The 25,264-nt window shown below is 61.3% G+C and carries 24 protein-coding genes; 6 read left to right on the forward strand and 18 right to left on the reverse strand.

Annotated features, from left to right (window positions below; all coding sequences use genetic code 11):
- Positions 1–113: 113 nt before the first annotated feature.
- Both Q4Q11_RS13945 and Q4Q11_RS13950 read right to left on the reverse strand, forming a co-directional pair.
- Entirely contained in the window at positions 114–386 is a 273-nt protein-coding gene (locus tag Q4Q11_RS13945; protein WP_498569858.1) for a hypothetical protein, read from the reverse strand.
- Positions 387–666: 280 nt separating this feature from the next.
- Positions 667–1,065, reverse strand: a complete 399-nt coding sequence (locus tag Q4Q11_RS13950; RefSeq protein ID WP_112512213.1) for a hypothetical protein — start codon at positions 1,063–1,065, stop codon at positions 667–669.
- A gap of 216 nt (positions 1,066–1,281) precedes the next feature.
- Between Q4Q11_RS13950 and Q4Q11_RS13955 the strand changes: the two genes are divergently transcribed.
- Entirely contained in the window at positions 1,282–2,793 is a 1,512-nt protein-coding gene (locus tag Q4Q11_RS13955) for a helicase HerA-like C-terminal domain-containing protein (protein WP_498569859.1), read from the forward strand.
- 266 nt (positions 2,794–3,059) lie between these two features.
- Here the strand turns inward: Q4Q11_RS13955 and Q4Q11_RS13960 are convergent, their stop codons facing one another.
- Together Q4Q11_RS13960 and Q4Q11_RS13965 are read right to left on the reverse strand one after the other, a co-directional pair.
- The gene (locus tag Q4Q11_RS13960) at positions 3,060–3,836 is read right to left on the reverse strand and encodes a VOC family protein (RefSeq protein WP_498569860.1); all 777 of its coding nucleotides are present in this window, start codon (positions 3,834–3,836) and stop codon (positions 3,060–3,062) included.
- Positions 3,837–4,054: 218 nt separating this feature from the next.
- Positions 4,055–4,780 carry a DUF899 domain-containing protein gene (locus Q4Q11_RS13965; protein WP_498569861.1) on the reverse strand — a complete coding sequence of 242 codons (726 nt, stop codon included), beginning with the start codon at positions 4,778–4,780 and terminating at the stop codon, positions 4,055–4,057.
- A gap of 71 nt (positions 4,781–4,851) precedes the next feature.
- Here Q4Q11_RS13965 and Q4Q11_RS13970 point away from each other — a divergent pair, with 71 nt between their 5' ends.
- A complete protein-coding gene (locus Q4Q11_RS13970; RefSeq protein WP_112512209.1) occupies positions 4,852–5,298 on the forward strand; it encodes a MarR family transcriptional regulator in 447 nt (148 codons plus the stop codon).
- Here Q4Q11_RS13970 and Q4Q11_RS13975 read toward each other — a convergent pair.
- From Q4Q11_RS13975 to Q4Q11_RS13985, 3 genes are all read right to left on the reverse strand, one after another.
- Complete coding sequence (locus Q4Q11_RS13975) at positions 5,285–6,055, reverse strand: RES family NAD+ phosphorylase (RefSeq protein WP_498569862.1); 771 nt, start codon at positions 6,053–6,055, stop codon at positions 5,285–5,287. The two genes, Q4Q11_RS13970 and Q4Q11_RS13975, sit on opposite strands and share 14 nt — an antisense overlap.
- Positions 6,015–6,398, reverse strand: coding sequence for an MbcA/ParS/Xre antitoxin family protein (locus Q4Q11_RS13980; RefSeq protein ID WP_112512207.1), 384 nt, complete (start codon positions 6,396–6,398; stop codon positions 6,015–6,017). Before Q4Q11_RS13980 ends, Q4Q11_RS13975 begins: the two co-directional genes overlap by 41 nt.
- A 122-nt stretch (positions 6,399–6,520) precedes the next feature.
- On the reverse strand, positions 6,521–6,943 hold the full coding sequence (locus Q4Q11_RS13985; RefSeq protein WP_069613858.1) for an organic hydroperoxide resistance protein: 423 nt from the start codon (positions 6,941–6,943) through the stop codon (positions 6,521–6,523).
- 135 nt (positions 6,944–7,078) lie between these two features.
- Here Q4Q11_RS13985 and Q4Q11_RS13990 point away from each other — a divergent pair, with 135 nt between their 5' ends.
- Complete coding sequence (locus Q4Q11_RS13990; RefSeq protein WP_498569863.1) at positions 7,079–7,543, forward strand: MarR family winged helix-turn-helix transcriptional regulator; 465 nt, start codon at positions 7,079–7,081, stop codon at positions 7,541–7,543.
- A gap of 87 nt (positions 7,544–7,630) precedes the next feature.
- Here the strand turns inward: Q4Q11_RS13990 and Q4Q11_RS13995 are convergent, their stop codons facing one another.
- Both Q4Q11_RS13995 and Q4Q11_RS14000 read right to left on the reverse strand, forming a co-directional pair.
- Entirely contained in the window at positions 7,631–8,362 is a 732-nt protein-coding gene (locus Q4Q11_RS13995) for a L,D-transpeptidase (protein WP_112512205.1), read from the reverse strand.
- 161 nt (positions 8,363–8,523) lie between these two features.
- Positions 8,524–9,327, reverse strand: coding sequence for a L,D-transpeptidase (locus Q4Q11_RS14000; RefSeq protein WP_498569864.1), 804 nt, complete (start codon positions 9,325–9,327; stop codon positions 8,524–8,526).
- Between the two features lie 172 nt (positions 9,328–9,499).
- Between Q4Q11_RS14000 and Q4Q11_RS14005 the strand changes: the two genes are divergently transcribed.
- Positions 9,500–10,849, forward strand: coding sequence for a methylmalonyl-CoA mutase family protein (locus tag Q4Q11_RS14005; protein WP_498569865.1), 1,350 nt, complete (start codon positions 9,500–9,502; stop codon positions 10,847–10,849).
- Between the two features lie 253 nt (positions 10,850–11,102).
- The gene (gene scpA, locus Q4Q11_RS14010) at positions 11,103–13,235 is read left to right on the forward strand and encodes a methylmalonyl-CoA mutase (RefSeq protein WP_498569866.1); all 2,133 of its coding nucleotides are present in this window, start codon (positions 11,103–11,105) and stop codon (positions 13,233–13,235) included.
- Between the two features lie 56 nt (positions 13,236–13,291).
- Here the strand turns inward: scpA and Q4Q11_RS14015 are convergent, their stop codons facing one another.
- The 4 genes from Q4Q11_RS14015 to Q4Q11_RS14030 form a co-directional block, all read right to left on the reverse strand.
- On the reverse strand, positions 13,292–14,278 hold the full coding sequence (locus Q4Q11_RS14015) for an alpha/beta hydrolase family protein (protein WP_498569867.1): 987 nt from the start codon (positions 14,276–14,278) through the stop codon (positions 13,292–13,294).
- 88 nt (positions 14,279–14,366) lie between these two features.
- Complete coding sequence (locus Q4Q11_RS14020; RefSeq protein ID WP_498569868.1) at positions 14,367–16,004, reverse strand: cisplatin damage response ATP-dependent DNA ligase; 1,638 nt, start codon at positions 16,002–16,004, stop codon at positions 14,367–14,369.
- 185 nt (positions 16,005–16,189) lie between these two features.
- Positions 16,190–17,200 carry a ligase-associated DNA damage response exonuclease gene (locus tag Q4Q11_RS14025; protein WP_498569869.1) on the reverse strand — a complete coding sequence of 337 codons (1,011 nt, stop codon included), beginning with the start codon at positions 17,198–17,200 and terminating at the stop codon, positions 16,190–16,192.
- A gap of 29 nt (positions 17,201–17,229) precedes the next feature.
- Complete coding sequence (locus Q4Q11_RS14030; RefSeq protein ID WP_498569870.1) at positions 17,230–18,000, reverse strand: carbon-nitrogen hydrolase family protein; 771 nt, start codon at positions 17,998–18,000, stop codon at positions 17,230–17,232.
- 205 nt (positions 18,001–18,205) lie between these two features.
- Between Q4Q11_RS14030 and Q4Q11_RS14035 the strand changes: the two genes are divergently transcribed.
- Entirely contained in the window at positions 18,206–19,576 is a 1,371-nt protein-coding gene (locus tag Q4Q11_RS14035; RefSeq protein WP_498569871.1) for a TIGR03808 family TAT-translocated repetitive protein, read from the forward strand.
- A gap of 52 nt (positions 19,577–19,628) precedes the next feature.
- Here Q4Q11_RS14035 and Q4Q11_RS14040 read toward each other — a convergent pair whose 3' ends face one another.
- From Q4Q11_RS14040 to Q4Q11_RS14060, 5 genes are all read right to left on the reverse strand, one after another.
- Complete coding sequence (locus Q4Q11_RS14040; protein WP_498569872.1) at positions 19,629–20,417, reverse strand: crotonase/enoyl-CoA hydratase family protein; 789 nt, start codon at positions 20,415–20,417, stop codon at positions 19,629–19,631.
- Complete coding sequence (locus Q4Q11_RS14045) at positions 20,414–21,283, reverse strand: hydroxymethylglutaryl-CoA lyase (protein ID WP_498569873.1); 870 nt, start codon at positions 21,281–21,283, stop codon at positions 20,414–20,416. Before Q4Q11_RS14045 ends, Q4Q11_RS14040 begins: the two co-directional genes overlap by 4 nt.
- Positions 21,280–23,268: an acetyl/propionyl/methylcrotonyl-CoA carboxylase subunit alpha gene (locus Q4Q11_RS14050; RefSeq protein WP_498569874.1), complete on the reverse strand. Its 1,989-nt coding sequence runs from the start codon at positions 23,266–23,268 to the stop codon at positions 21,280–21,282. The genes Q4Q11_RS14045 and Q4Q11_RS14050 overlap by 4 nt, the downstream gene beginning before the upstream one ends.
- 9 nt (positions 23,269–23,277) lie before the next feature.
- Complete coding sequence (locus tag Q4Q11_RS14055) at positions 23,278–23,661, reverse strand: RidA family protein (RefSeq protein ID WP_112512195.1); 384 nt, start codon at positions 23,659–23,661, stop codon at positions 23,278–23,280.
- A gap of 10 nt (positions 23,662–23,671) precedes the next feature.
- A partial coding sequence (locus Q4Q11_RS14060) for a carboxyl transferase domain-containing protein (RefSeq protein ID WP_498569875.1) occupies positions 23,672–25,264 on the reverse strand: 1,593 nt, incomplete at its 5' end.

The following is a 25,264-nucleotide window of genomic DNA, read 5'->3' on the forward strand; positions in this document are numbered from 1 at the left end:
CCACCCAAAGCCTGTTTAGGTTGCTGACGTCACGAAATTTCAGCTAAGCCGTTGGGCCAGATCGGCTTCGAGTTCTCAGCCACTGGCCCAACGTTGATTTCAGGACAGCAAATTTATTGCTTTGCTGTCTTCGACTTTCCACAATCGACAGCGGCAATGGTGGAATTATCCGAATTTTGTACGGACTCTAAAAGGACAGCACAGCCGCTGGCTTTCTCTATTGCCTTTACATTCCCGGCATAGATTGTCGGGTTGATAAGCAGGAGAGATGACCCCGTCGGGCGATTCAAGCCGGCCTGCCACGAGTTCTTTGCTGAAAGTGGTCGGGCCATATATTCGATGCCGTCAATAGTTACGACCTTCGAATCTGGAAAATAGCCCGACATAGTGGAACATCCTGTCAGCACAGCAAACGCAAAGATTTTCAAGAGCTGCCTCATATTCGCCCCAATCCCCCATAAGACGCCTGTACGACTCACGTCGAAACTTCATACATTGGACGGAATATACGTTTTGCGTGTCAAGGCAAGGGCATTCTCAGCCTTAGATTGAGCTGAGACGAGGGCGCCGGATTGGCTTGAGGCTATTTGCCCCCGTTTCCGCACCCTCAACAAAACGCCCCGCAGTTCAATACTGCAGGGCTTTTGCTGTTGGTTGCAATACCGATTAAACGAACTGGCTCAAACCCGGAACGGAATTCACGACTTCATCGACGACTTCGTTGCCGGCGTATTGGCGGGCAGTCGCGACCGTTTCCTTTGCGAGGGAGGTGATGTCGCCCATGCCGAGGCCGGTGCTCATCAGCTGCTGGCCGAGACCCATGATGCCGCCGCCGGCACCGACCGCGCTCAAGAGACCGCCGAGAAGGCCACCGCCGCCAGAGCCCTGATCGCCGCCATACTGTGCAACAAGTTCGGTTGCGCCGGGAAAGGATTCGATCATCTTGGTGACGGGGCCGTCCGGAGCCTCGCGCTGCAGGAAGCTGAGAATCATGCCGACAGCCTTCTCTGCGAGATCGGGAGCGATGCCGGCTTTGGTCGCGATCTGATCAATAACTTCGTTCACTGTGGCCTCCTGCCTTTACGACGTTAACGTCAACGTAACTGAATGAAGCAGCCGATACAAGCCGCGCCGGAGGCCATCATTCTACCAGAAGCGGAACCCTACGCGAATGGTTGTCCCTCTCCATGCGAGTTCTTATAACAGTGTCAGGACAAATCGATGAATGGCCCTTGCAGCTTCCAAAAGCTGCTGTGCCGCCGCCCAGAGGGAGACGACACCATGCCGCAGCAGGATGGACAGATTTTCGTCGGCGCGAGCCGCAATCCGGACGAGAGCATCAACAAGGACGAGTTCCTGACGCTGAAATTCGGCAACCGCCACGGTCTCATCACCGGCGCCACGGGCACGGGCAAGACGGTGACGCTGCAGGTGCTGGCGGAAGGCTTTTCCAAGGCCGGCGTGCCAGTCTTCTGTGCCGACATCAAGGGTGATCTCTCGGGCATCGCCGTCAAAGGCGAGCCGAAGGATTTCCTGCTCAAGCGCGCCGAGGAAATCGGCCTGTCGCGCTATGAGTTCGATCAGTTTCCGGTCATCTTCTGGGATCTCTACGGCGAAAAGGGTCATCGTGTGCGCACGACGATCGCCGAGATGGGGCCGCTGCTGCTGGCGAGGCTGATGGATGCTTCGGAAGCACAGGAAGGCGTTCTCAACATCGCCTTCAAGATCGCCGACGAAAACGGCCTGGCGCTGCTCGACCTCAAGGACCTGCAGGCGCTGCTGAACTACATGGGTGAGAATGCCGGCGAGCTTTCCAGCAAATACGGCCTGATCTCGAAATCCTCCGTCGGCTCGATCCAGCGCGCATTGCTCGTGCTGGAGCAGCAGGGTGCGGAAAACTTCTTCGGCGAGCCGGCGCTGAAGATCTCCGACATTATGCGGATCAGCAATGACGGCTATGGCCAGGTTTCGGTGCTGGCGGCCGATAAGCTGATGATGAACCCGCGCCTTTACGCCACTTTCCTGTTGTGGCTGCTATCGGAATTATTCGAGGAATTGCCCGAGGTGGGCGACCCGGAAAAGCCGAAGCTGGTCTTCTTCTTCGATGAGGCGCATCTGCTCTTCAACGACGCGCCGAAAGTGCTGATCGAGCGTGTCGAGCAGGTGGTGCGCCTGATCCGCTCCAAGGGCGTCGGCGTCTATTTCGTCACGCAGAACCCGCTCGACGTGCCGGAGACGGTGCTGGCGCAGCTCGGCAACCGTGTGCAGCATGCGCTGCGCGCCTACACGCCACGCGAACAGAAGGCCGTGCAGACGGCAGCCTCGACATTCCGGCCCAACCCAGCTTTCGATTGCGCCGAGGTCATCACCACGCTCGGCACCGGCGAGGCGCTGGTATCGATGCTGGAGGGCAAAGGCGCGCCTTCCATCGTCGAACGCACGCTGATCCGCCCTCCATCCGGCCGGATCGGCCCCGTCACCGATGGCGAGCGTAAAGCCATCATCAACGGCAGTCCGGTTGCCGGCGTCTATGACCAGACGATCGACCGCGAATCCGCCTACGAGATCCTGACCGAGCGGGCGCGCAAAGCGGCTGCGCCTCAGAGTGAGAGCGCAGGCGATGGCTGGACGCTGCCGGGCTTTGGTGGAGATAGCGGAAAACCCGCCGGTCGCCGTTCGGGCTACCAGCGCGAGACGATCCTGGAAGCGACGATGAAAAGTATGGCGCGCACGGTGGCAACGCAAGTGGGGCGGGCGCTGGTCCGAGGCATCCTCGGTAGCCTGAAGCGATAGAAGACTACCTTCCCTTAAGGGAGAGGTTCGGAGCAAAGCTCCGGGGTGGGGTGATCCGTGACGACTTTCCTGGTTCGAATGTCACCCCCACCCGCCGCTTTGCTGCGACCTCCCCCTAAACGGCAAGGCTATTGCATATGAAGTGAGGTCGTTGCGGCGCACCTCCTTCTCCCCGAGGGGAGAAGGAATTTCCGGGGCTAATCCCGCTCATATGCGATTGCCCTGCCCTCGAGGGGGAGGTGTTATTTACCTCAAGGGGCGTTGATCTACCGCACCGGCGCGACCAGCGAGAAGAACGCACCCTGCGGATCGGTGGCCTGGACGATCCAGCTGCCGCCGGGCACTTCCATCGGGCCGTTGACGATCTTCCCGCCGCCTTCTGTGACGCGAGCGATGGCCGCGTCGATCGCGGGAACGTTGATATAGAAATTCCAGGCAGCCATCGGCATTTCCGCCGGCTTGGTCATGATGCCGCCGAAGTCGCGATCGCCGATCTTGAAGATCTTATACGTGCCCATCGGCCCCATGTCGAAATCGGAGCTCGATTCCCAGCCGAACATCTCGCAATAGAAGTCGAAAGCTTTCGGGCCGTCGCCGGCATAGAGTTCGTGCCAGCCGATATAGCCGGGGGTGGCAGGGGCCGCCGGCTCCCAATTCTGGCCCGGCAGCGGCGTGAAGATGCAGAAGGCGGCGCCATAGGGATCGGCAACGACGGCGAACCTGCCGACGCCTGGAATATCCGTCGGCTCACGATAGGTCTTACCGCCCTTGGCGACGATCGTCTTCGCCGCTTCATCGACATTGGGAACGCCGATGTAGCCGGTCCAGCAGGGTGGCGTGCCCATGGCCTTCGCCTCGTCCGGCAGAATCATCAATCCAGCGACAGGCCCTGCACCGGCACTAAAGAGCGTATAGTCCATCCCGACATCAGGCATGCCCGCATCCGCCGCATCCCAGCCGACGACTTTGGTATAAAAGGCTTCCGCCGCCTTCATGCCCGTCGTCATCAGCTCGTACCAGACAAAATATCCCTTCTCTGCCATGATCTCTCTCCCTATTGCGATTGTGACGGTCATCCGTCCCATCCTGAGCCTGATGTCGGCGCAAGCGCATCATGGCCGATGAACGTGACGGCCGAAGATGGTCAATCGGTTGATCCGTCACTTCCTGGCGAAGCAGGCTCTAGGTCTTAACTAGGCGCAAGGCGTAATAATTCGACCCCTTGCGCCGCATGGCGTAAATTTGGCAGTCTCGTCATGCTTCAATGGCAGCAGGAGCCCGCCTTCGCCGCCTCTTGATATTCGTCGTGGCGTCGCACGAAATCCATGGTGTGGCCTTCATTCCGGCCCTTCGGCGCATTGTCGAGGATCATCAGCGTACCGATCATTTCCTCGCCGCCGCGGGCATAGCTGGAATAGGTGTGAAAGATATTGCCGGCTTCATCCTTGTAGAAGGCGCTGAGACCAGGCAACTCGTCGTTGCCGTCGGCGGCGTTCATATCGTTGAAATTATAGAACACCTTTTCACCGGCGAGCTGCTCTTTGGTGAAAGAGACGTGATAGTCGAAATTGAAATCGTTGGAGAATGACGACACCCATGGGAACTTCCAGCCCATGCGTTTCCTGTAGGCCTCTATCTTTTCGATTGGCGCGCGGGACACGGCGACCAAGGTGACGTCGTGGTGATTGAGATGTGGAAGCGTTCCATCGAAATGATCGGCAAGGAAGGAGCAGCCGGTGCATCCGGCATCCCAATCCGGGCCGAGCATGAAGTGATAGATGATCAGCTGGCTGCGGCCGTCGAAGAGATCGGCAAGCGTCTTCTTGCCGGCCGGCGTGTCGAAAACATAGTCTTTATCGACCTTTACCCAGGGTAAGGCCAGGCGTTCCGCATTGACGCGATCGCGAAGATGCGTGGCCTCCTTTTCCCTGGCGAGCAGTTGACGGCGGGCCTCCAGCCACACGTCCCTGGAAACGACCTGGTTCATTGTCCGCGCCCTCCTCCGGCGTTTTCATTCCCAAATCTTGACAATTATATTGATATCAATATTAATGAATCATGTCAAACGCAGTCGAAATCCCCTTTGAAACCACGCTGTTAGTGCGCGACACCTGCCTATGCCTGCATGTGCAGCGAGCCGCACGAGCACTTGCCCGCCGCTTTGACGAAGCGCTGCGACCTTACGGTCTGACCAACGGCCAATTTTCCCTGATGATGTCGCTGAACAGGCCTGCACCGGCCTCCATGGGGTCGGTCGCCACGCTCCTTGCAATTGACCAGACGACGCTGACGGCGGCACTCAAGCCTCTCGAGCGGCGCGGATGGGTCAGCATCGTACCCAATCCGGAAGATCGGCGCGCCCGCCTGCTCAGCCTGACGCCATCGGGAAAAGCAGCGCTCGCTGCGGCCGTGCCGATCTGGAAGACGGCGCATGCCGTCCTCGAAGAGCGGCTGCCCGACGGCAATGGCGACCGCTTACGCAGCGATCTTGCTACTCTGCTCTGAATTGCGGCTCCGAGAATCGAGGATCGCCCTCGAAATCCCGCCTTTCGAAACCGATGCGGCGCCGGGGGAACTCGCACAGCGCCTGCACGCCGACGCGCGACAGCCGGATGCGCCAGGTCTGGCGCTCGACGGGCTCGCGGGCGGAGAATGCCCCGGCCGTCAGCAATGCGATATTGCTGCCGCCCCGAGGATCGCGGACGGAACGATAGAGAATTGCCTCGATGCCACCGGCTCGTGCCGCTTCCGCAAGCGACTGACAAGCCTCGTAATTGACTGGATCGGTCCATAGCTGCCGATCGCGATCCAAGGGAGGCGCCGTCAGATCGATCGCCGCCTTTGTCGCGATTGCGGCAGAAAAGGCGGTATATTCCGCCGCATTGGCGGGCAGCGGCGTATCGGGGGAATCGCGGAAGAACAGCAGCCTGTAGAAACTCATCTCCGCCAACGCGGTCTCCACCTGCTCCGAAGCATAGAAGACGCCGAGCGTGCGGCCTGCCCGGCGAAAGCGGGAACCGTGGGGATAGATCGCCCCATAACGGAAGGGTGTGGCGAGCAGATAGTCGAGCCCGGCGCATTCCGGCGGCAGGGCTGGCTTGCTTTCCTCAAGCACGCTTTCGAGAAGAGCTTGTTCCTCCAGCGTATCCACAAGCTTCAGCGTCGAAACCTGATGCTGCGATTCCACCAGCCGCCAATATTGGCCGGAAATGGCTCTGATCTCAGACGAGAGCGCGGCGGGCGTCCAGATAGGCAAGGACATCGGTCAAACCGGAAATCGAGACGATCTTGTCGATTGGCGCCGCGCCGAAGACGAGATTGCCGTTGCGCAGCCATTGCCGCGCCACAGCTTCATCACCGCCGACGATGGCGTCGAGCGAACGGAAGAGACGAACGAGAAGCACGGCAAGCTCGAACGGCTTGCTATCGCGCTCCAGCAGATGATCCTGCCGCTTCATGCGCGAAACGGTCGCCTCCGAAACGCCGATAACGGCTGCGAGGACGCGGGCGTTCAATCCCAGCCTCTCGGCGGCATTGACGACAGCCTTGGTGATGACGAGTGCTTCACCGGGTATCGTCCGCCCTATTGCTTGAGCCTTTGTCATGGCTACTTCCTTTCCTAAGAAAAGATATAGCATTTTTCTTGCAAAAGAAAAGGAGCGATCGAAAAACCATCGCTCCTTTTCAATATACTCGCCTATCCGGCCTTCAATCGACCGGCGGCGCTTCAGACGACGGCAACCGGCACTTCGGTCGAGGTGCGCATGGCGTGGCTGTAGGGGCATACGATATGCGCGGCGGCAGCCAGCTTTTCGGCCTCGGCCTTGTCCATGCCAGGAATGTGAACTGCGAGGGACACTTCGATGCCGAAGCCGGTGCCGTCCGCGCGCGGGCCGATGCCGACAGTCGCCGTGACCTTTGCGTCTTCCGGAATCTTGACCTTCTGCTGGCCTGCGACAAATTTCAAGGCACCCAGGAAGCAGGCGGAATAGCCTGCTGCAAAGAGCTGCTCCGGATTGGTGCCGGTGGCGCCATCGCCGCCAAGCTCCTTCGGTACGGTCAGCGTGACGTCGAGGACGCCGTTCTCGGAAACTGCATGGCCGGCGCGGCCACCGGTGGCGGAAGCTTTGGTCGTATAGAGAATAGGCATGTCATGTCTCCTTTTGGTTTGGATGAATTTTATATATATCACGATTTAATCGTGCACAATATGTATTTTTTGCAATTTGATTTTGCAAAGTGAATTTGTGACAATGCCCACCAATAAGAAAATGGCGGAGCAGCAATGACGGACACGGCGGATGGGCAGACCATGATACCCGATGAAGAGAAGAGGCTGGAAAGGCAGCTTTGCTTTGCCGTTTACAGCGCCGCGCATGCCTTCAATCGCGCCTACAAGCCAATCCTCGATCGTGTCGGCCTCACCTACCCGCAATATCTCGTCATGCTCGTACTATGGGAAAAGGGCTTCCTGTCGGTGAAAACCATCGGCGAGAAGCTGGATCTCGATTCCGGAACGCTATCGCCGCTTCTGAAGCGGCTCGAGCAAGCCGGCCTGATCGGCCGGGCACGCGACCCGAAGGATGAGCGGCAGGTGATCATTTCGCTGACGGAAAAAGGCACCGGCATGCAATGCCAGGTCAGCGCGATCATGGACGCCATCGGCCAGGCAACCGGTTGCGATATGACGGAGATGGCCAATTTGCGCGACCGGCTGCAGCAGCTGAAGCTCAATCTGACGGCCGTTTGAAGCCGGCGTCAAAACATCAGATACGTCCCGTCAGGACTGCAAACAAAAGGGCGCCGGCGGCGCCCTTTTGTTTGCGATGATACGATATCAGGCCGTAACCAGGATCGGAGCACGCTCCGGCACGCGATCATAGAGATCGATGACATCCTGGTTGAGCAAGCGGACGCAGCCGGAAGAAACGGCCTTGCCGATCGAGCGCCAATCGGGATTGCCGTGCAGGCGATAGAGCGAATCCTGCTTGTCTTCGAAAATATAAAGGGCGCGCGCGCCGAGCGGGTTCATCAGGCCCGGCTCCATGCCGCCATTGGCGATGGAATATTTCACGAGCTCCGGCTGACGGGCGACCATTTCATCCGGCGGGTTCCAGCGCGGCCATTTCTTGCGCCACTGAATGACGCCGCGGCCCTGCCAGGCAAAGCCCTCGCGGCCGACGCCGATACCGTAACGCATCGCCGTACCGCCCTGCTCCGTGACGTAAAGCATGCGCTGGGTGGTGTTGACGACCACCGTGCCGGGCGCCTCGCCTGTCGGATCGACAACCCGCTGACGATAGAAGCGCGGGTCGATCTGCTTGTAGGGAATCGCCGGAAGATGGAAACCGCCATCGTCCATGGCCGCGTAGATTACGGCCGGATCCGGTTGCTCGCCATCATAGCTGGAGAACCAAGTGCGGAACGGCCGCGGTGAGCCGGTATATTGAACCGGGCTGACGACAGGGCCGTTGTCGATGGTGGAGGCGCAGCCGGCAAGGGTCGAAACGGCGCCGATGCCAGCAAAGGCAAGGAAGTTACGTCGGGAAAGAGATGAAGGCAGGCTCATGTCGACAGCATAGTTCCTTTTGTGGAGGAAGCGAGAACCGGCAACGAACAAGCTGATTCGGCTCCCTGAGAGGTTTGCAGAGACGGGAGCAAAATTAAAGAGCGCAAGCCACCCCGGCTATCGCACTTATGCAACATCACGAAAATTTGTGGTAAATAACCCTACAGGACGACGATTTCCGTCTTGGCGGATACTCGGCTGTAGAGATCTATCACGTCCTGATTGAGCATGCGCACGCAACCCGAGGACGCCGCCTTGCCGATCGACTGCCAATCCGGCGTGCCGTGAACACGGTAAAGCGTGTCCTTGCCATTCTGATAGATATAGAGCGCACGTGCCCCGAGCGGGTTGGTCGGCCCGGGATTCATGCCGCCGCGAGCGGCCGACAGCGGCTTCATCTGCGGATCCCGCGCGACCATCTCGGCAGGAGGCGTCCAGCGCGGCCACTTCTGCTTCAACTGAATCACGCCCCTACCATGCCAGGCATATCCCGCCGCACCGAGACCGACGCCATAGCGCATGGCTTTGCCGCCCGGCTCTACGAAATAGAGGAAATGGTCTCGCGTATCGACGACGATGGTGCCTGGGCGCTCATTGGTCCGGTAGTCCACTTCCTGCCGCAGGAAACGCGGATCGATGCGCTTGTAGGGAATGGCCGGCAGCATGAAATCGTCTTCGTTTCGCTGGGCATACATCGCCTGATGCACTGGATTGAAGGTCGGCAGGCCATAGGTCTGATGGAATTGCGTCCGAAAGAGATCACGGGCCTGCGGCACGGGCTGCACGGGCAGGCGCTGTACCTTTTGCGGATCGATGCCCTCGGGGCGATAGAAGATCGGCGCCGTCTCCTGCGCGAAGCGATCCGGATCCGTCGCGCCGGTGTCCGGAATGATGCTGCATGCGGACAATCCGGCGAGGGCGGCGGCAGCGAACAGGTGACGGGAAGCGGGCAGCAGATCGGCCATCATCGGAAACCAGTTAGGACATATCGGATCGGCCGTATAATGACTGCCGCAGCTGGAGCGAGGCTGGCGTCGATGAGGAAGGTGGCGGCAGCGAAGATATTGCGCGGATTGCCCAAACTGCTGTTTTCCCCCACGGCATCATGGGCTAGACCATTACGGTACGGAGGATCGCATGAACATCGACAGTCTCGACCCGGGCATCTTCGGCCAGACCGATCATAATTCCTGGCTGAAGCTTGTGGAACGCGCACTCAAAGGCAAAGACTTCCAGGAAGCACTGGTGTCGCGGACTGACGACGGCATTGCCATCCAACCGCTTTACGAGCGGCGGCGCGATTGCGCCCCGCTTTCCCGCCAGCAAGCCGATGTGCCCTGGACGGTAACCCAGCGCATGGATGACCCAAACGTCGAGCGGGCGCTTGCGCAGCTCGGCGACGATCTTGCCAATGGCACAAGCGGCATCTGTCTGGTCTCCAAGACTTCCGCCTCCTCTTTCGGCGCCGGCATCGACGCGCAAACCCCAGGTTTTTCCGATGCGCTGGCAAGCGCGATGTCGAAAAAAACCGCTGTCCTGCGCTTCGACGGGCTTGCGCCCCCCTCTATCGATGCCGTGACCGCAACGTTCGCAGATAAGCCCGCCCGCGTCTTGCATCTCGGTCTCGACGCATTTTCGGCGGACGAGGAACAGGCGGCGGCAAAAGACATCCAGCGTTTCGCCAAATGCGGCTTCGCGGGCACCATCGTCAACGCGGACGGCCGTGCGGTGCATAATGCCGGCGGAACGGAGGCGCAGGAGCTCGCAGTCATGGCCGCGAGCCTCGTCGGCCATCTGCGACTGCTTGAAGAGGCCGGGTTTTCACCAAAGGCAGCCCTGGCGGCAATCAGCCTCTGCCTTTCGGCCGATCAGAACCAGTTCGCAACGATCGCAAAGATGCGTGCGGCGCGGCTGATCTTTACCCGGATCGCCGAGGCTTGCGGCGTCTCAGGCCCACAGCCGGCACATGTGTTTGCGGAAACGAGCTATCGCATGCTGACGCACCTCGATCCCGAGACGAATATTTTGCGCAATGCGATCGCGGTCTTTTCAGCCGGCGTCGGCGGTGCCGACGAGATCTGCGTTCTGCCGCACAGCCTGACGCATGGCATTCCCGATCCGCTAGCGCGGCGGCTGGCGCGCAACACCCAGACGATTCTGGTCGCCGAAAGCCACCTCGATCACGTCGTCGATCCCGCCGCGGGAGCCGGCGGCATCGAGGCACTGACCGATGCTCTCGCCGAGCGGGCATGGGACATCTTTATCGAGATCGAAGGCAAGGGCGGACTGGCAACGGTGATTGCCAGCGGCCAGCTGGCGGCCATGATCGCGAAGGCACGCAAGAGCCGTATCGCCAAGCCGATCGTGGGGACGACGCTGTTTGCGATGAAGACCGAGCGGCCGGTGGCGGTTTCGGGGCCATTGAGCCTGGTTGCTGGCGGGATGGGGTTGATGCCCGTGCGATTGGATGAGGGGGTAGAGGGATGAGAATGGACATCGTGTTCGCCGCAAGTCCGATACCCCCCTCTGTCGCTTTCGCGACATCTCCCCCACAAGGGGGGAGATCGTTCGGAGAATGCCGCACGCCTCACAATGGAACCCCATACCATGTCACCAAGGCGCAAGAAATTTTAGGGCAGATACGCGCCGTAAGCCGCCAATCTCCCCCCTTGTGGGGGAGATGTCACGAAGTGACAGAGGGGGGTATCGCAGGTTCCGCATTTCCGGAGGCCGCCGCTCCATGACCAAGATCCCCAACTTCACCACCATCCCCTGGGCCAAGCCACAGGCAATGACTCCACCAACCGACGCCCCAATCTGGGAAACTCCCGAAGGCATCGCCGTCCAGCGTCGTTACGGCGAAAGCGATCTCGGCGGACTGAACTTCCTTGACACCTATCCCGGCGCCGCACCGTTCCTGCGCGGCCCCTATCCGACAATGTATGTCCAGCAGCCCTGGACCATTCGCCAATATGCCGGCTTCTCCACCGCCGAAGAATCCAACGCCTTCTACCGCCGCAACCTCGCGGCCGGTCAGAAGGGTCTTTCCGTCGCCTTCGATCTTGCCACTCATCGCGGCTATGACAGCGATCATCCGCGGGTATCAGGCGATGTCGGCATGGCGGGTGTGGCGATCGATTCCATTCTTGACATGCGCCAGCTCTTCGACGGCATTCCGCTCGACGAGATGAGCGTGTCGATGACCATGAACGGCGCGGTGCTGCCGATCATGGCGCTCTATATCGTCGCGGCGGAGGAACAGGGCGTCTCCGAGGATAAGCTTTCCGGTACGATCCAGAACGACATCCTCAAGGAGTTCATGGTTCGCAACACCTATATCTATCCGCCGCAGCCCTCGATGCGCATCGTCTCCGACATCTTCAGCTACACCAGCCAGAGGATGCCGAAGTTCAACTCCATCTCGATCTCCGGCTACCATATGCAGGAAGCCGGGGCGACCGCGGATCTGGAGCTGGCCTATACGATCGCCGACGGCATAGAATATGCGCGGGCGGGTGTCGCCGCCGGGCTCGATATCGACAGCTTCGCCCCTCGCCTCTCCTTCTTCTGGGCGGTCGGCATGAACTTCTTCATGGAAGTCGCCAAGATGCGCGCGGGACGGCTGATCTGGGCCGCGCTGATGCAGAAGAATTTCGCGCCGAAAGACCAGAAATCCCTGGCGCTCAGGACCCATAGCCAGACCTCCGGCTGGTCGCTGACGGCGCAGGACCCGATGAACAACATCATCCGCACCATGGTCGAGGCCATGGCGGCCACGCAGGGACACACACAATCGCTCCATACCAATTCCTTCGACGAAGCCCTGGCACTGCCGACGGATCATTCCGCGCGCATCGCCCGCAACACCCAGATCCTGCTGCAGAAGGAATCGGGGACAACAGGCATTATAGACCCGTGGGGCGGCTCGGCCTATGTCGAACGCCTGACCCATGATCTTGCCGCCCGCGCGATGGCCCATATCGAGGAGGTCGAAGCGCTCGGCGGCATGGCGAAGGCGATCGAGAAGGGCATTCCGAAGCTCCGGATCGAGGAGGCTGCAGCCCGCACGCAGGCACGCATCGACAGCGGCCATCAGACCGTGGTCGGCGTCAATTTTTCCAAACCGGAAAAGGACATCGAAGTCGATGTCCTGAAGGTCGACAATTCCGAGGTGCGGGCACGCCAGCTTTCCAAGCTGCAGCAGCTGAAGGGCACGCGCGAAACCGCTGCGGTCGAACCAGCCCTGGATGCGCTGACGGAGGCCGCACGAAACGGCACAGGCAATCTGCTCGATTTTGCCGTCAAGGCAGCGAGGGCAAGGGCCACGGTCGGCGAAATCTCGCTGGCGCTGGAAAAGGCCTATGGCCGCCATGTCGCCGAGATTAGGACCATCTCAGGCGTCTACCGCAAGGAAGTCGGCACAAAAGATCCGGCCTTCAATGCGGCAGTGAGCAAAGTGGAAGAATTCCGCAAGGCGCGGGGCGAAAAGCCACGCATCCTCATCGCCAAGATGGGTCAGGACGGCCACGACCGCGGGCAAAAGGTGATCGCCACGGCCTTTGCTGATCTCGGCTTCGATGTCGTCGTCGGCGCGATGTTCCAGACTCCGGAAGAAGTTGCCGATGTCGCCGTGCGCGAGGGCGTCGATATCGTGGGCGCATCGTCGCTGGCCGCAGGTCATTTGACGCTGGTGCCGGAATTGAAGACGGCGCTTGCACGCCGTCATGCCGGCAATGTGCTGATCGCCGTCGGCGGCGTCATTCCGCCGCAGGATTTCGCAGCGCTTGAGGCCGCCGGCGCCGACGCGATCTTTCCACCCGGAACCGTGATCGCGGAAGCGGCGACAACGCTGATCGAGACGTTGATGGCGTAAGCAGCGACGTGCGGAGCAGTTCGGCTCATCTCCCACGCCGCCCTTACGGAGCCGGTCTAGACGGCCACGCTCCTGAAGAACTCGATGCTCTGTTCGATCTCACCCGGCAGCGCCGAATTATGGCTGCCGGTTACAGTCGCCATCTCCATCTTCACGCCGGCGGCGGTTGCCCGTTTTGTGAGCAGCGCCAGGCGCGAGTCGAAATGTGCCTCTTCGGTGCCGTGGAACAGCTTTATCGGGCTCCTGAAGCTGTGCGCATAGCAGAGCGGCGAGCGCATCTGGTATTCGCGCGGGTTCTTGGTGTTGAAGCGGATATCCTGCGGATAGCGGCCGAAGAAGGCATAGGCGTCCGGATTGCCCGACATCGGCGCCACCGCGCGGAACCGCTTCGTCGACATGGCGGCCAGCATGGCCAGTGTACCGCCGATGCTGTGTCCGGCCAGGAACATGCGATGCGGATCGACGCCCGGCAGATGCCGCAGCCGGTTGGAGGCGGCCAGCACATCGGCAACTTCATCGTAAAAACCCGAGAAATTGCCCTTCTGGCCGTTTTCCCCACGCATAGAGGGGATCATGACGACATAGCCGGCTTCGACATAGGGCTTCATCAGCTGCCAGTGCCCCTGCCCGATGGCATTGCCGCCATGCAGGAACAGCACGGCCGGCTTCGGCTTCTCCGAGCGCGTATAGCGGGAAACCCAGGCGACGAGCTCCAGCTCCTCGCCAACGCCGCTGCGATAGAAAAGCCGCTCCGCCGTCGAGGGCGTGACCAGCGGTTCGTAGATGTCGGGAGCCGGCCCCTTGCTCAAGAGGTCAGTCCGAAACAGACGGCGCTCCTTGGCATAGTCGCCCGAAAGCAGCGGCGGCGCATCCGCAGCCTTTTCATCGCTCTGGGCGGCGGCACTCTTGCTGTCGGCGGGCTTGCTGCCAGCCGTACTGTCGTCGGCAGCTCTGACGATGGAGGGAGCCAAAAGCGTGACCGCCAGACCGGCAAGAACACCGCGGCGATTGGGGCGGAATGCGTTATCGTCAGACATGGTCATAGGCTCGTCCAAATATCCCGGCGCGGCACAAATCTGCACGGGTTGAAAGGCAACGCCAACTCACTTTGTGGTGAGGAATCACCTTGCCCTATTCATCGACAGCCGGAGCCTTGGCGTCAATCATCGCGATCAAAGTTTCCAGCCGGTCGGCCTCGTAGGGCGGCTTGTCGGGCCGCAGCCGGGCGATGCGCGGAAAACGCATGGCAACGCCAGATTTATGGCGGGTGGAACGGTTGATGCCTTCAAAGGCCACCTCGAGCACGAAGCCGAAATCACGATCGGCGCGCACGGCCCGCACAGGGCCGAAACGATCGACCGTGTTGTTGCGCACGAACTTGTCTAGCACTTCCAGCTCGGCATCCGTGAAACCAAAATAGGCCTTGCCCACAGGCACGAGCTGCTCGCCCTCCGGCGTCGTCGCCCAGACGCCGAAGGTGAAATCGGAATAATAGCTGGAGCGCTTGCCGTGACCGCGCTGGGCATACATCAGCACGGCATCGACGTTGTAGGGATCGCGCTTCCATTTGAACCAAGGCCCCTTGGCGCGGCCGGCAAGATAGGCGCTATCCCGGCGCTTGATCATGACGCCTTCGATCACCGGATCGGGCGGCGAGGTTCGCAACCGGTCAAGCTCTTCCCAAAAGGAGAAATCCACGAGCGGCGACAGGTCGAAGCGATCATGCGGCGCCGCCTCGATGATCTCGGTCAACCGCTCGCGGCGGCCGAGGAAGTCGCGGGCGCGCACGTCCTCGGCACCGTCGAACAGAAGATCGTAGGCACGGATGAAGGCCGGAAACTCGTCCAGCATCTTTGCGGTCACGGTCTTGCGGTTGAGGCGCTGCTGCAGATCGGAAAATGTACGCGTCGGGCTGTTGGAGCGCACCGTGCCGCCGACCAGCAGCTCGCCATCCATGACGCCCTCGAAGTTCATCGCATCGACGATGTCCGGAAAGGCGCCTGAGATATCGTCGCCGGAGCGCGAATAGAGCTTGCTTGTCGCTCCAGAGCGGGAAAGCTGGACACGGATGCCATCCCACTTCCATTCAGCGGCGAAATCACCGGGATCGAGTCCATCGAGATCGCCGGGTTCGACCGGATTGGCGAGCATGACGGAATGAAAGATCGCCGGCGTCACCAATATCGGGCGTTCGCCCTTGCCTTCAAGCCAATGGAACAGGCTTTCATAGGGTGGCTGCAGGCCATGCCACAACGTTTCGATTTCGGTCACGTCCTTGCCGCTCAGCTCGGCCAGCGCCTGCTTGGCAAGCCGAGCCGAGACGCCGATGCGAAGGGCGCCAGTTGCAAGCTTCAGGAAGGCGAAACGACCCGACGTATCCAGCCGGTCCAGCAGATCTCGAACGAAACTGCGTACCTCGGTCCGCCCGAGCGCATTCATGCGGCGGATGACCTCGCCGAGCTTCGGCTGCTCGCCGGCGGGACGTTCGATGTCGCTTTCCTTATCCCAGACCAGCGAGATCGTTTCCGCGAGATCGCCGACATAATCGTAGGAATATCGGAACAGTATCTCGTCCATGCGCTCGAGAACGAGTTCGCGCAGCATGGCGGGCTTGACGTTGCGCACCTCGAGCGTACCGGCAATCGCTGCCAGGCCATAGCCGCGGTCGGGATCGGGCGTATCGCGGAAATAATCGATCAGCAGCTTCAGCTTGCCGTTGCGGCTCGGCGTCAGCACCAGGCGGTCGAGAAGATCGGCAAAAGCTTTCATCTGTGCACCTCCTTCTCCCCTCGGGGAGAAGGTGCCCGGAGGGCGTATGAGGGGGAGCAGGGGTAATCCCACACGCCACACATAAACTGCAGCGTTGCAATATCGCAGAAATCCCCCTCATCCGACCCTTCGGGCCACCTTCTCCCCGCCGGGGAGAAGGCGAGACAAACGACGACCCTCATCATCTAGTCTCCCTCGTCTTCATAGCCGATGAGATGCAACGGCTTGGCGGCGATGCCCTGCAGCTCGCACCAGCGCACCAGCGCTTCTTCGCGGCCGTGGGTGACCCAGACCTCGCTCGGTTTCAGATCGGAGATCGTCTCCGTCAGCTCGGGCCAATCGCAATGGTCCGATATGACCAGCGGCAGCTCGACCCCGAGCTGCTTGGCGCGCTGGCGCACCATCATCCAGCCGGAGGCGAAAGCCGGAAGTGGATCATGGAACCGCCTCGCCCAGCGATCCTGGAACGCAGAGGGCGGGCCGACGACGACGGCGCCGTGAAAGATTGACTGATCGCGGCTTTCGACGGTCGCCGGCTTGAGCTCCCCGAGCGCGATGCCTTGGCCGACATAATAGTCGCACAGGGTTTCCAGCGCGCCATGGATGAAGATCGGCTTGTCATAGCCGGCGTCGCGCAAGAGGCGGATGACGCGCTGCGCCTTGCCGAGCGCATAGGCGCCGATCAGATGCGTTCGTTCCGGAAACTGGCGAAGGGAGGCCAGGAGCTTGCGTGTTTCGGCCAATGGATCGGGATGATGGAAGACCGGCAGGCCGAACGTGGCTTCGGTGATGAACACATCGCAGGAAACCGGCACATAGGGTTCGCAAGTCGGGTCCGGCCGGCGCTTGTAGTCCCCGGACACGACGATCCGCAGTCCATCCTTCTCCACTGCGATCTGCGCCGAGCCGAGCACATGGCCCGCCGGGTGGAACCGGACCTTGACGCCGTTGATCGTCACCTCCTCACCGAAGGCGATCGCCTGCTCCGATCCCGCAAAGCCGTCACCGTAGCGAATACGCATGATATCGAGGGTCTGTCGCGTGGCGAGCACATGGGCATGGCCGGAGCGGGCATGGTCCGAATGGCCATGCGTGACGAGCGCACGCTCGACCGGCTGCACGGGATCGATATGGAAGCCGCCGATCGGGCAGAACAGTCCTTCAGGCGCGGGATAAAGCAGTTGTTCCGGTCTCATGATGCAAGAGGATAGCGCGATTTGCACGATTAGGTAGCGACAACGGCAGCTTTTTGAGCAGGTCCGCGTTCGGGTTGCCGATCGGGCAGATCGAAAACGAGGACGTCCTCGCAATAAGGCTTGGCCTTGGCGACGACGACGCCGTTCGGATCGACGATGGCGCTGCTGCCATAACTCACCCAGCCGTCCTCGTTGCTGCCGACGACATCCGACGCCATGACCCAGCATCCCGTATGCCTGGCACAGATCTGCAGGCTCGAAATCCCAGGCTTGTGCCACCTTTCCGCCTTGTGGGGCCGGAGCATCAGATTGACGGGATTGCAGATGAGACCTGCTCCCTTTTCGGCCAGGCGGCGGGCTGTATAGGGATATCGGAGATCGGCGCAGATATTGATGCCGAAGCGCCAACTCCCCTCCTCCCACACGGGAAAATCCCTTCCGGGCATGCAGCCCTTCTCAAGCGGATGCGCCTTGGCATAGACCCCGATGATCCGGCCGGAGTTGGCAACGAGGGCGCTGTTGTAGACACCATCGTCCCTCCGCTCGAAAAAGCCGACGACAGCTGTGGTTTTCCCTGATGCGAACCGGGTGACAAGGGCGTTCAGATGCGGATCGTCCAACGAAGATGCGCGGCGTTTGGCAACCGCTTTGTCATAGCTGTGCCCTTGCAGATAGCATTCGGGAAAAAGGGCAAGATCGATGCCCTGCGCTTCCGCCCAGGCCAAATCACGTGCAAGGACGTCTGCCGCCTGCTCGACGGCGTCGAAAAGTGCCAGACGTTGAAAGGCCGCAATCCGCATGTGGCAGGGGTATCATGCGCTGCGAGTCGTCCCTAGCGCAGATCGATCGTGGCAGAGCGTCGTGTGTGCCGGGCTGGTAAGTAAAATTGCAAGAGCCGCAGCCTTTCGCCGGTCCAGCGCGTTTGATGAGCCGACCCTGTATCAAAACGACACAAATAGGCCTGGCATGATTTCTGCTTCGGCGGCGTCATCTACGGAGTTCGCAATGATCCAACGCCGCACCTTCATCGCTTCCATCGCCGCATCGGCAGCGGCTGGCTTGCTTGCGCCCCGCAGCTTCGCCGCGCCTCTGGCCAAGATGACCGGCGCCGAGCTGCGGGGGCCGATCGATGCCGTTGCGGTGAAGACGACGCCGGGAGCGAGCGACGTCAAGAGCGGCAAGCTGCAGGCGATGATCGACAATGCCGCGCGCGCCAACATGCCGCTCTTCCTGCCGCCCGGCACGTACAACATCTCCAACCTGACATTGCCTGACAATACGCGGATCACCGGCGTTCCCGGCGCTTCGCGGCTCGTCTACAGCGGTGATGGTCATCTGATGAATGCGGACAAGGCCAGGCGCATCGAGCTTTCCGGCCTTGTTTTCGACGGCGGCAATCGCTGGCTCGCCGACTATGCCGGCGGCCTCCTGCAATTTGCCGGCGTCGACGAGTTACTGATCGACAATTGCGAAGTTACCGGCAGCCGCAAACACGGGCTGCAGCTGGAGCGCTGCGGCGGGCGGATCGAGCGGAGCCGTATTTCGGGGGCCGCGGAAGCCGCCATCTATTCCGTCCAGTCCGTCGGATTGACGGTGACCGGCAATCGCATCGAGGATTGCGGCAATGGCGGCATCCTGATCCATCGCTGGGGCAAGGCCGAGGATGGCAGCAGCGTCATCAACAACCGCATTTCCCGCATCCGCGCCAATGGCGGTGGCACCGGCCAGAACGGTAATGGCATCAATGTCTTCCGCGCCGACGGCGTGACGGTTTCGGGTAACCAAATCGCCGATTGCGCCTTTACCGCCATCCGCGCCAACTCGGCATCGAATGTGCAGATCTCGAACAATCAATGCCTGCGTTCGGGCGAAACCGCGATCTATTGCGAATTCGAGTTTGTCGGCGCCACGATCAGCAACAATCTGGTCGATGGCGCAGCAAACGGCATCTCGGTGACGAATTTCGACAAGGGCGGAAGGCTCGCCTCGGTGACGGGCAATGTCATCCGCAACATGTCGCTGACAGCACCTTACGCGCAGGATGGGGGTTTCGGCATCGGCATTTCGGCGGAAGCCGATACGCTTGTCGCCGATAATGTTATCGAGAACGCACCGCTCTGGGGCCTGCGGCTCGGCTGGGGGCAATATCTCCGCAATGTGGTCGCGACCGGCAACATCGTCAGGCACGCCGGCATCGGCTGCGTGGTCTCGGTCGCGGACGGTGCCGGCTCGGCCGTAATTGCCGGCAACCTTTTTCAGGAAATGCAGCAAGCCGCGATCATGGGCTTTCGCTGGGACAAGCCGGCATCCGGCGATCTGATCGGGGGAAGCATGCAGTTCCCGCAATTGACCATCGAAAACAACAGATTGGTTTAACGCATGCCGCGCAAAAGTGTGCAGCGGTTTTGCGATAACGACGGCATGCGCTTCAAATCATTCGCCAGTTCGGCTGCCGCTTTTCGAAAAAGGCGGTGACGCCCTCCCTCGCCTCCTCGGTTTCCCATGCATCGGCCAATTGTTCGACGACATGATCGATCATGCCGTCGGTAATCGGCCGGCCTACGGAACGCGCCAAAGCCTTGGCACGAGCAGCTGCCTGCGGCGATGCCGCCAAAAAATGGCGGACCTCCGCCTCGACAGCTTCATCCAACGCCTCCTCCGCCACGACCCGCGACAGGAGACCTGCGGCGTGCGCCTGCCAGGCATCGATGATCTTGCCGGAGAGGAAAAGTGGGCGGGCATTCGTTTCGCCGATGCGGGCGACGACATAGGGGCTGATGGTGGCGGGGATGATGCCAAGCCGCACTTCCGTCAGGCCGAAGCGGGCCGTCGATGCCGAAATCACCATATCGCAGACGCTCAAAATGCCGATGCCGCCGCCGAAAGCATTGCCGTGAACACGGGCGATCAGCGGCTTCGGCAATTCGTTCAGCACCTTGAACAGCATGGCGAGCCGGCGCGCTTCGACCACGCGCCCAGCGCGGGTTGCGTCGAACTGGGCGCGCATCCAGCCGAGATCGCCGCCGGCGCAGAAGCTGGCACCCTCGCCGGTGAGCACGACGACACGAACCGTTTTGTCATGGGCCAGCTCATAGGTTGCTGCGATGAAGTCATCGATCATCTCGGCCGACAGGGCATTGTGCTTTTCCGCGCGCGTGAATGTCAGATACGCGACGCCGCGTTCGTCGGTGGTGATGCGGATCGTTTGCGATATCATGCGGTACTCCTGAGGCTGCGGGCGAAGGCGGCGGCGGCCGCAAGCTTGTCCTTGTCCAGGCCGGTTTCGTATCCCTGCGTCTCCAGATAATCGCAGACCGCTACGGTATCGACATTGCCCTTGGCACCAGGGGCAAAGGGGCAACCGCCAAGGCCGCCGGCTGATGCATCGAAGACGCGCAGACCGCATTCCAGGGCGACGGCGATATTGTCGAGAGCGCGACCAGACGTATCGTGAAAATGACCTGCCAGAGCTGCGGCTGGGAGTTCGCCCAGCACCGCGGCAAGCATCCGGTCGACGGCTTCCGGCGAACCTCTGCCGATCGTATCGCCGAGGCTGATCTCGTAACAACCGAGGGCACGCAGCTGCCAGGCGACATCGACGACATTCTGCGGCGGCACCGCCCCCTCATAAGGGCATTCGACGACGCAGCTGACATAGCCGCGCAATGGAACGCCGCCATCCCTGCTGGCCGCCGCGACGGGCCGGAAGCGTTCGATGCTCTCGGCAATCGAGCAGTTGATATTGCGCATGGAAAAGGTTTCGGAGGCAGACGCAAAGATCGCCAACTCATCGGCGCCGGCCGCAAGTGCAGCCTCGAAGCCCTGCATGTTGGGCGTCAGCGCTGCGTAACGGACGCCCGAACGCCGCTTTATCCCAGCCATGACATCGGCGGCATCGGCAAGCTGCGGCACCCACTTTGGACTGACGAAGCTCGTAACCTCGATGCGCTCGAAACCGCAATCGGAGAGCAGATCGACGAGTTCGATCTTGCGCGCGGTATCGACCTGCTGCTTTTCATTCTGCAGACCGTCGCGGGGCGCCATCTCGACGATGGTGACGTAATGGGAAGGCTTGTCCGTCATGCCGCATCCTCCGGTCGAAGCAACAGAAGCACAGCGCTTTCGCTGGTTTGGTCGCCCTCGCCGATATGCAGGCTTTCCACGACGCCGTCGCGTGCGGCCGTCAGCGTCAGCTCCATCTTCATGGCTTCCATAACGATCAGCGCCTGGCCCTTTGCCACCGTCTCGCCTTCGCGCACACGGACGATCTTGACGAGCCCCGGCATCGGCGCAACCACGCGGTCGCCGCCAGCGACGGCCTCCTCGCTGCCATCAAGCAGATCGAGGCGATGGAAATGATGGGTTTGCCCGTCGAGGAACAAGGTCACATCTGACGATGTCTCGAAGATATCGACATGCGATTGCCTGCCGCCGATCTCGACACGCCGGGAAACATCATCTCCTTCGAGGAGACGGACGGGGATGGTGCGGTCATCGAAGGCAACGTCGAAAAGTGTGCGTCCCTTTGCGATCACGCGAGCACGCCTCTGACCGCCGGCAAAATGCAGCGTGACCGGACGGCTCGCCTCCCCCCAGAGCTGCCAGGCGCCGAGCGAGAACCAGGGGTCGTTGCCATCGCTTCGGCCAAATCCGCCCGCTTCGACAATGGCGGCAATGGCAAGAGTTGCATCGTCGGGCTGCCGCGCCGAAGTCAGCGTCTCCACGTCCCGGTCGATCAACCCCGTGTCCGGGTGACCGGCGGCGAAATCTGGCTGGCGGCTCAACCGGATGAGGAAATCGAGATTGGTGGTGGTTCCGGCAACCTGCGTTTGCTCCAGACCGCGCGTAAGCTTGGCAAGCGCAGCCTGACGATCCGGCGCATGCACCGTGAGCTTGGCAATCAGCGGATCGTAATGCGGGGTGATTGTATCGCCTTCGCGTACGCCGGCATCGACGCGGGCATCGCCGCCGGGAAAGCGTAAGTGCGAGAGCGTGCCGGTTGCCGGCAGGAAGCCACGGGCCGGGTCTTCGGCATAGATCCGCGCTTCGAAGGCCCAGCCGTTTATGGCGAGCTCAGCTTGCGTTTTCGGCAACGGCTCGCCGTTTGCGACGCGCAATTGCCATTCCACCAGATCGACGCCGGTTATCGCCTCGGTGACCGGATGTTCGACCTGCAGGCGTGTATTCATTTCCATGAAGAAGAAGCGATCCGGCGACAGGCCGTCGGAGACATCGGCGATGAATTCGACCGTACCGGCGCCGCGATAATCGATGGCGCGGGCGGCGCGAACGGCCGCTTCGCCCATGGCGCTGCGCATCTCCTCAGTCATGCCCGGTGCCGGCGCCTCTTCGATCACCTTCTGGTGCCGACGCTGCAGTGAGCAATCGCGCTCGAAGAGATGCACGGCATTGCCATGGCTGTCTCCGAAAACCTGGATCTCGATGTGACGCGGCTTGATCAGATATTTCTCGATCAGCACGGCATCGTCGCCGAAGGCGGATTTCGCCTCGCGCTTCGCCGCCTCCAGAGAAGCGCCGAAATCCTCCGGCCGGTCGACGCGCCGCATACCCTTGCCGCCGCCGCCCGCCCGTGCCTTGATGAGAACGGGAAAGCCGATAGCCACCGCCTGCTCGGCAAGGAAGCCGGCTTCCTGCCTATCGCCGTGATAGCCGGGAACGACCGGCACGCCTGCCCGCTCCATCAGCGCCTTGGCCGCATCCTTGAGCCCCATGGCCCGGATTGAGACCGGCGACGGACCGATGAAGACGAGACCCGCGGCCTCCACCGCTTCGGCGAAATCGGCATTCTCCGAGAGAAAGCCATAGCCGGGATGGATGGCTTCCGCGCCGGTTTGCTGAGCCGCCGCGATGATCGTCTGCTTCGAAAGATAGCTTTCCCTCGCCGCCGCCGGGCCGATGTGAACGGCTTCGTCGGCCAGCGCCACGTGCAGCGCATCCCGATCGGCGTCGGAATAGACGGCAGCCGTGCGGATGCCAAGGCGCCTCGCCGTGCGGATGATCCTGCAGGCGATTTCGCCGCGATTGGCGATCAGTATCTTCGAAAACATCGGCGGACCCTATTGCGCGGCAATGACTTCGACTTCGAGCAGCCAGGCCGTATCGAAAATACCGGCAATCACGACAGTCATGGCCGGCGTGAGAGAGCCCAGATATTCGCTGCGGATCTCGCGGTTCTCTATCGTATGGTGCCGGTCGGCAAGGAAGGTGGTGACCTTGACGATATCGTCCTTGGTCATGCCGGCCGCCTTCAGCTGGGCATCGACGTTGTGCCAGACCTGGCGAGCCTGCGCCTTGAAACCTTCCGGTAAGGCATCATCGACATCGGTCGGTATCTGGCCGCTGATAAAAAGCAACCGCTCGAAATTTTCGAGTTTTACGGCCTGCGCATAACCGCCGCGGGGTTGCGGCGCATTCTTGGCATTGATGGCATCGCGTTTCATGTCCGTCTCCTCACATCCTGAACAGACCGAAGCGTGTGTCTTCGATCGGTGCGTTGAGTGCTGCCGAAAGCGACAGAGCCAGCACGTCGCGGCTCTTGCGCGGATCGATGATGCCATCGTCCCAGAGGCGGGCCGAGGCGTAGAGCGGATGGCTCTGGGTTTCGAACATCTTGAGCGTCGGCGCCTTGAAAGCGGCCTCTTCCTCCTTCGTCCAAGGCTTGCCGGCACGCGCCAGGGCCTCGCCGCGTACGGTGGCAAGGACACCCGCCGCCTGCTCTCCGCCCATAACGGATATGCGGCTGTTGGGCCAGGTCCAGAGGAAGCGCGGCGAATAGGCCCGGCCGGCCATGCCGTAATTGCCGGCGCCGAAGGAGCCGCCGATCAGCATGGTGATCTTGGGGACCTTGGTCGTGGCCACGGCCGTCACCAGCTTGGCGCCATTCTTGGCGATGCCCTCCGTCTCGTATTTGCGGCCGACCATGAAGCCGGTGATGTTCTGCAGGAAAACCAGCGGAATCTTGCGCTGCGAGCAAAGCTCGACGAAATGCGCCCCCTTCAGCGCCGATTCCGAGAAGAGAACGCCGTTGTTGGCGATGATTCCGACGGGAATACCGTGAATATGGGCGAAGCCGCAGACCAGCGTCGTGCCGTAACGCGCCTTGAACTCATCGAGCCGGGAGCCGTCCACCATGCGGGCGATGACCTCGCGCACGTCATAGGGCGTGCGCAAGTCGGAAGGCACGATGCCGAGGATTTCTTCAGGATCGTAGAGCGGCGCTTCCGGCGTGCGAAGTTCAACGCTCTCCGGCTTGCGGCGATTGAGATTGGCGACGGCCTGCCGTGCGAGCGCGAGGGCATGGGCATCGTCGTGCGCCAGATGATCGGCGACACCGGAGAGACGCGTATGCACATCGCCGCCGCCGAGATCCTCGGCCGAGACAACCTCCCCCGTCGCCGCCTTGACCAGCGGCGGACCGGCAAGAAAGATCGTTCCCTGTTTGTCGACGATGATGGTTTCGTCCGACATGGCAGGCACATAGGCGCCGCCTGCCGTGCAGGAACCCATGACGACGGAGATCTGCGGGATGCCGGCCGCCGACATATTGGCCTGATTGTAGAAGATGCGGCCGAAATGATCACGATCCGGAAACACCTCGTCCTGGTTCGGCAAGTTGGCACCGCCGGAATCGACCAGATAGATGCAGGGGAGATTGTTTTCCGCCGCAATCTCCTGCGCCCGCAGATGCTTCTTCACCGTGATCGGATAGTAGGTGCCGCCTTTGACCGTGGCGTCGTTGCAGACGATCATGCAGTCACGGCCAGAAACGCGGCCGATACCGGCGATCAGCCCGGCACCCGGCGCTTCGTCGCCATGCATTCCATGCGCTGCCGTCGCGCCGATTTCCAGAAACGGTGTGGCAGGATCGATCAGGCCGGCAACGCGATCACGCGGCAACATCTTGCCGCGGCTCACATGCCGTTCACGCGCCTGGGCACCGCCACCTTCCGCCGCCTTCGACGCCGCAGCCTCGGCAAGGCCGATTGCCTCCAGCAACGCGGCGCGATTGTCGCGGAAGCGATCCGAATGCGTCGATATCTCTGA

The organism is Rhizobium sp. UFLA01-1127, assembly GCF_059803845.1.

What these genes read in the sequence shown, in the direction of transcription:
- Q4Q11_RS14045 (WP_498569873.1), bottom strand. Translation starts at nt 21,283, where the DNA reads ATGACGGACAAGCCTTCCCATTACGTCACCATCGTCGAGATGGCGCCC.
- Q4Q11_RS14005 (WP_498569865.1), top strand. Translation starts at nt 9,500, where the DNA reads ATGAACATCGACAGTCTCGACCCGGGCATCTTCGGCCAGACCGATCAT.
- Q4Q11_RS14020 (WP_498569868.1), bottom strand. Translation starts at nt 16,004, where the DNA reads ATGAAAGCTTTTGCCGATCTTCTCGACCGCCTGGTGCTGACGCCGAGC.
- Q4Q11_RS13975 (WP_498569862.1), bottom strand. Translation starts at nt 6,055, where the DNA reads ATGTCCTTGCCTATCTGGACGCCCGCCGCGCTCTCGTCTGAGATCAGA.
- Q4Q11_RS14055 (WP_112512195.1), bottom strand. Translation starts at nt 23,661, where the DNA reads ATGAAACGCGATGCCATCAATGCCAAGAATGCGCCGCAACCCCGCGGC.
- Q4Q11_RS13970 (WP_112512209.1), top strand. Translation starts at nt 4,852, where the DNA reads ATGTCAAACGCAGTCGAAATCCCCTTTGAAACCACGCTGTTAGTGCGC.
- Q4Q11_RS13960 (WP_498569860.1), bottom strand. Translation starts at nt 3,836, where the DNA reads ATGGCAGAGAAGGGATATTTTGTCTGGTACGAGCTGATGACGACGGGC.
- Q4Q11_RS13990 (WP_498569863.1), top strand. Translation starts at nt 7,079, where the DNA reads ATGACGGACACGGCGGATGGGCAGACCATGATACCCGATGAAGAGAAG.
- Q4Q11_RS14025 (WP_498569869.1), bottom strand. Translation starts at nt 17,200, where the DNA reads ATGAGACCGGAACAACTGCTTTATCCCGCGCCTGAAGGACTGTTCTGC.
- Q4Q11_RS14040 (WP_498569872.1), bottom strand. Translation starts at nt 20,417, where the DNA reads ATGATATCGCAAACGATCCGCATCACCACCGACGAACGCGGCGTCGCG.
- Q4Q11_RS14015 (WP_498569867.1), bottom strand. Translation starts at nt 14,278, where the DNA reads ATGACCATGTCTGACGATAACGCATTCCGCCCCAATCGCCGCGGTGTT.
- Q4Q11_RS13965 (WP_498569861.1), bottom strand. Translation starts at nt 4,780, where the DNA reads ATGAACCAGGTCGTTTCCAGGGACGTGTGGCTGGAGGCCCGCCGTCAA.
- Q4Q11_RS14035 (WP_498569871.1), top strand. Translation starts at nt 18,206, where the DNA reads ATGATCCAACGCCGCACCTTCATCGCTTCCATCGCCGCATCGGCAGCG.
- Q4Q11_RS14000 (WP_498569864.1), bottom strand. Translation starts at nt 9,327, where the DNA reads ATGGCCGATCTGCTGCCCGCTTCCCGTCACCTGTTCGCTGCCGCCGCC.
- Q4Q11_RS14050 (WP_498569874.1), bottom strand. Translation starts at nt 23,268, where the DNA reads ATGTTTTCGAAGATACTGATCGCCAATCGCGGCGAAATCGCCTGCAGG.
- Q4Q11_RS13945 (WP_498569858.1), bottom strand. Translation starts at nt 386, where the DNA reads ATGTCGGGCTATTTTCCAGATTCGAAGGTCGTAACTATTGACGGCATC.
- Q4Q11_RS13955 (WP_498569859.1), top strand. Translation starts at nt 1,282, where the DNA reads ATGCCGCAGCAGGATGGACAGATTTTCGTCGGCGCGAGCCGCAATCCG.
- Q4Q11_RS14030 (WP_498569870.1), bottom strand. Translation starts at nt 18,000, where the DNA reads ATGCGGATTGCGGCCTTTCAACGTCTGGCACTTTTCGACGCCGTCGAG.
- Q4Q11_RS13985 (WP_069613858.1), bottom strand. Translation starts at nt 6,943, where the DNA reads ATGCCTATTCTCTATACGACCAAAGCTTCCGCCACCGGTGGCCGCGCC.
- Q4Q11_RS13980 (WP_112512207.1), bottom strand. Translation starts at nt 6,398, where the DNA reads ATGACAAAGGCTCAAGCAATAGGGCGGACGATACCCGGTGAAGCACTC.
- scpA (WP_498569866.1), top strand. Translation starts at nt 11,103, where the DNA reads ATGACCAAGATCCCCAACTTCACCACCATCCCCTGGGCCAAGCCACAG.
- Q4Q11_RS13995 (WP_112512205.1), bottom strand. Translation starts at nt 8,362, where the DNA reads ATGAGCCTGCCTTCATCTCTTTCCCGACGTAACTTCCTTGCCTTTGCT.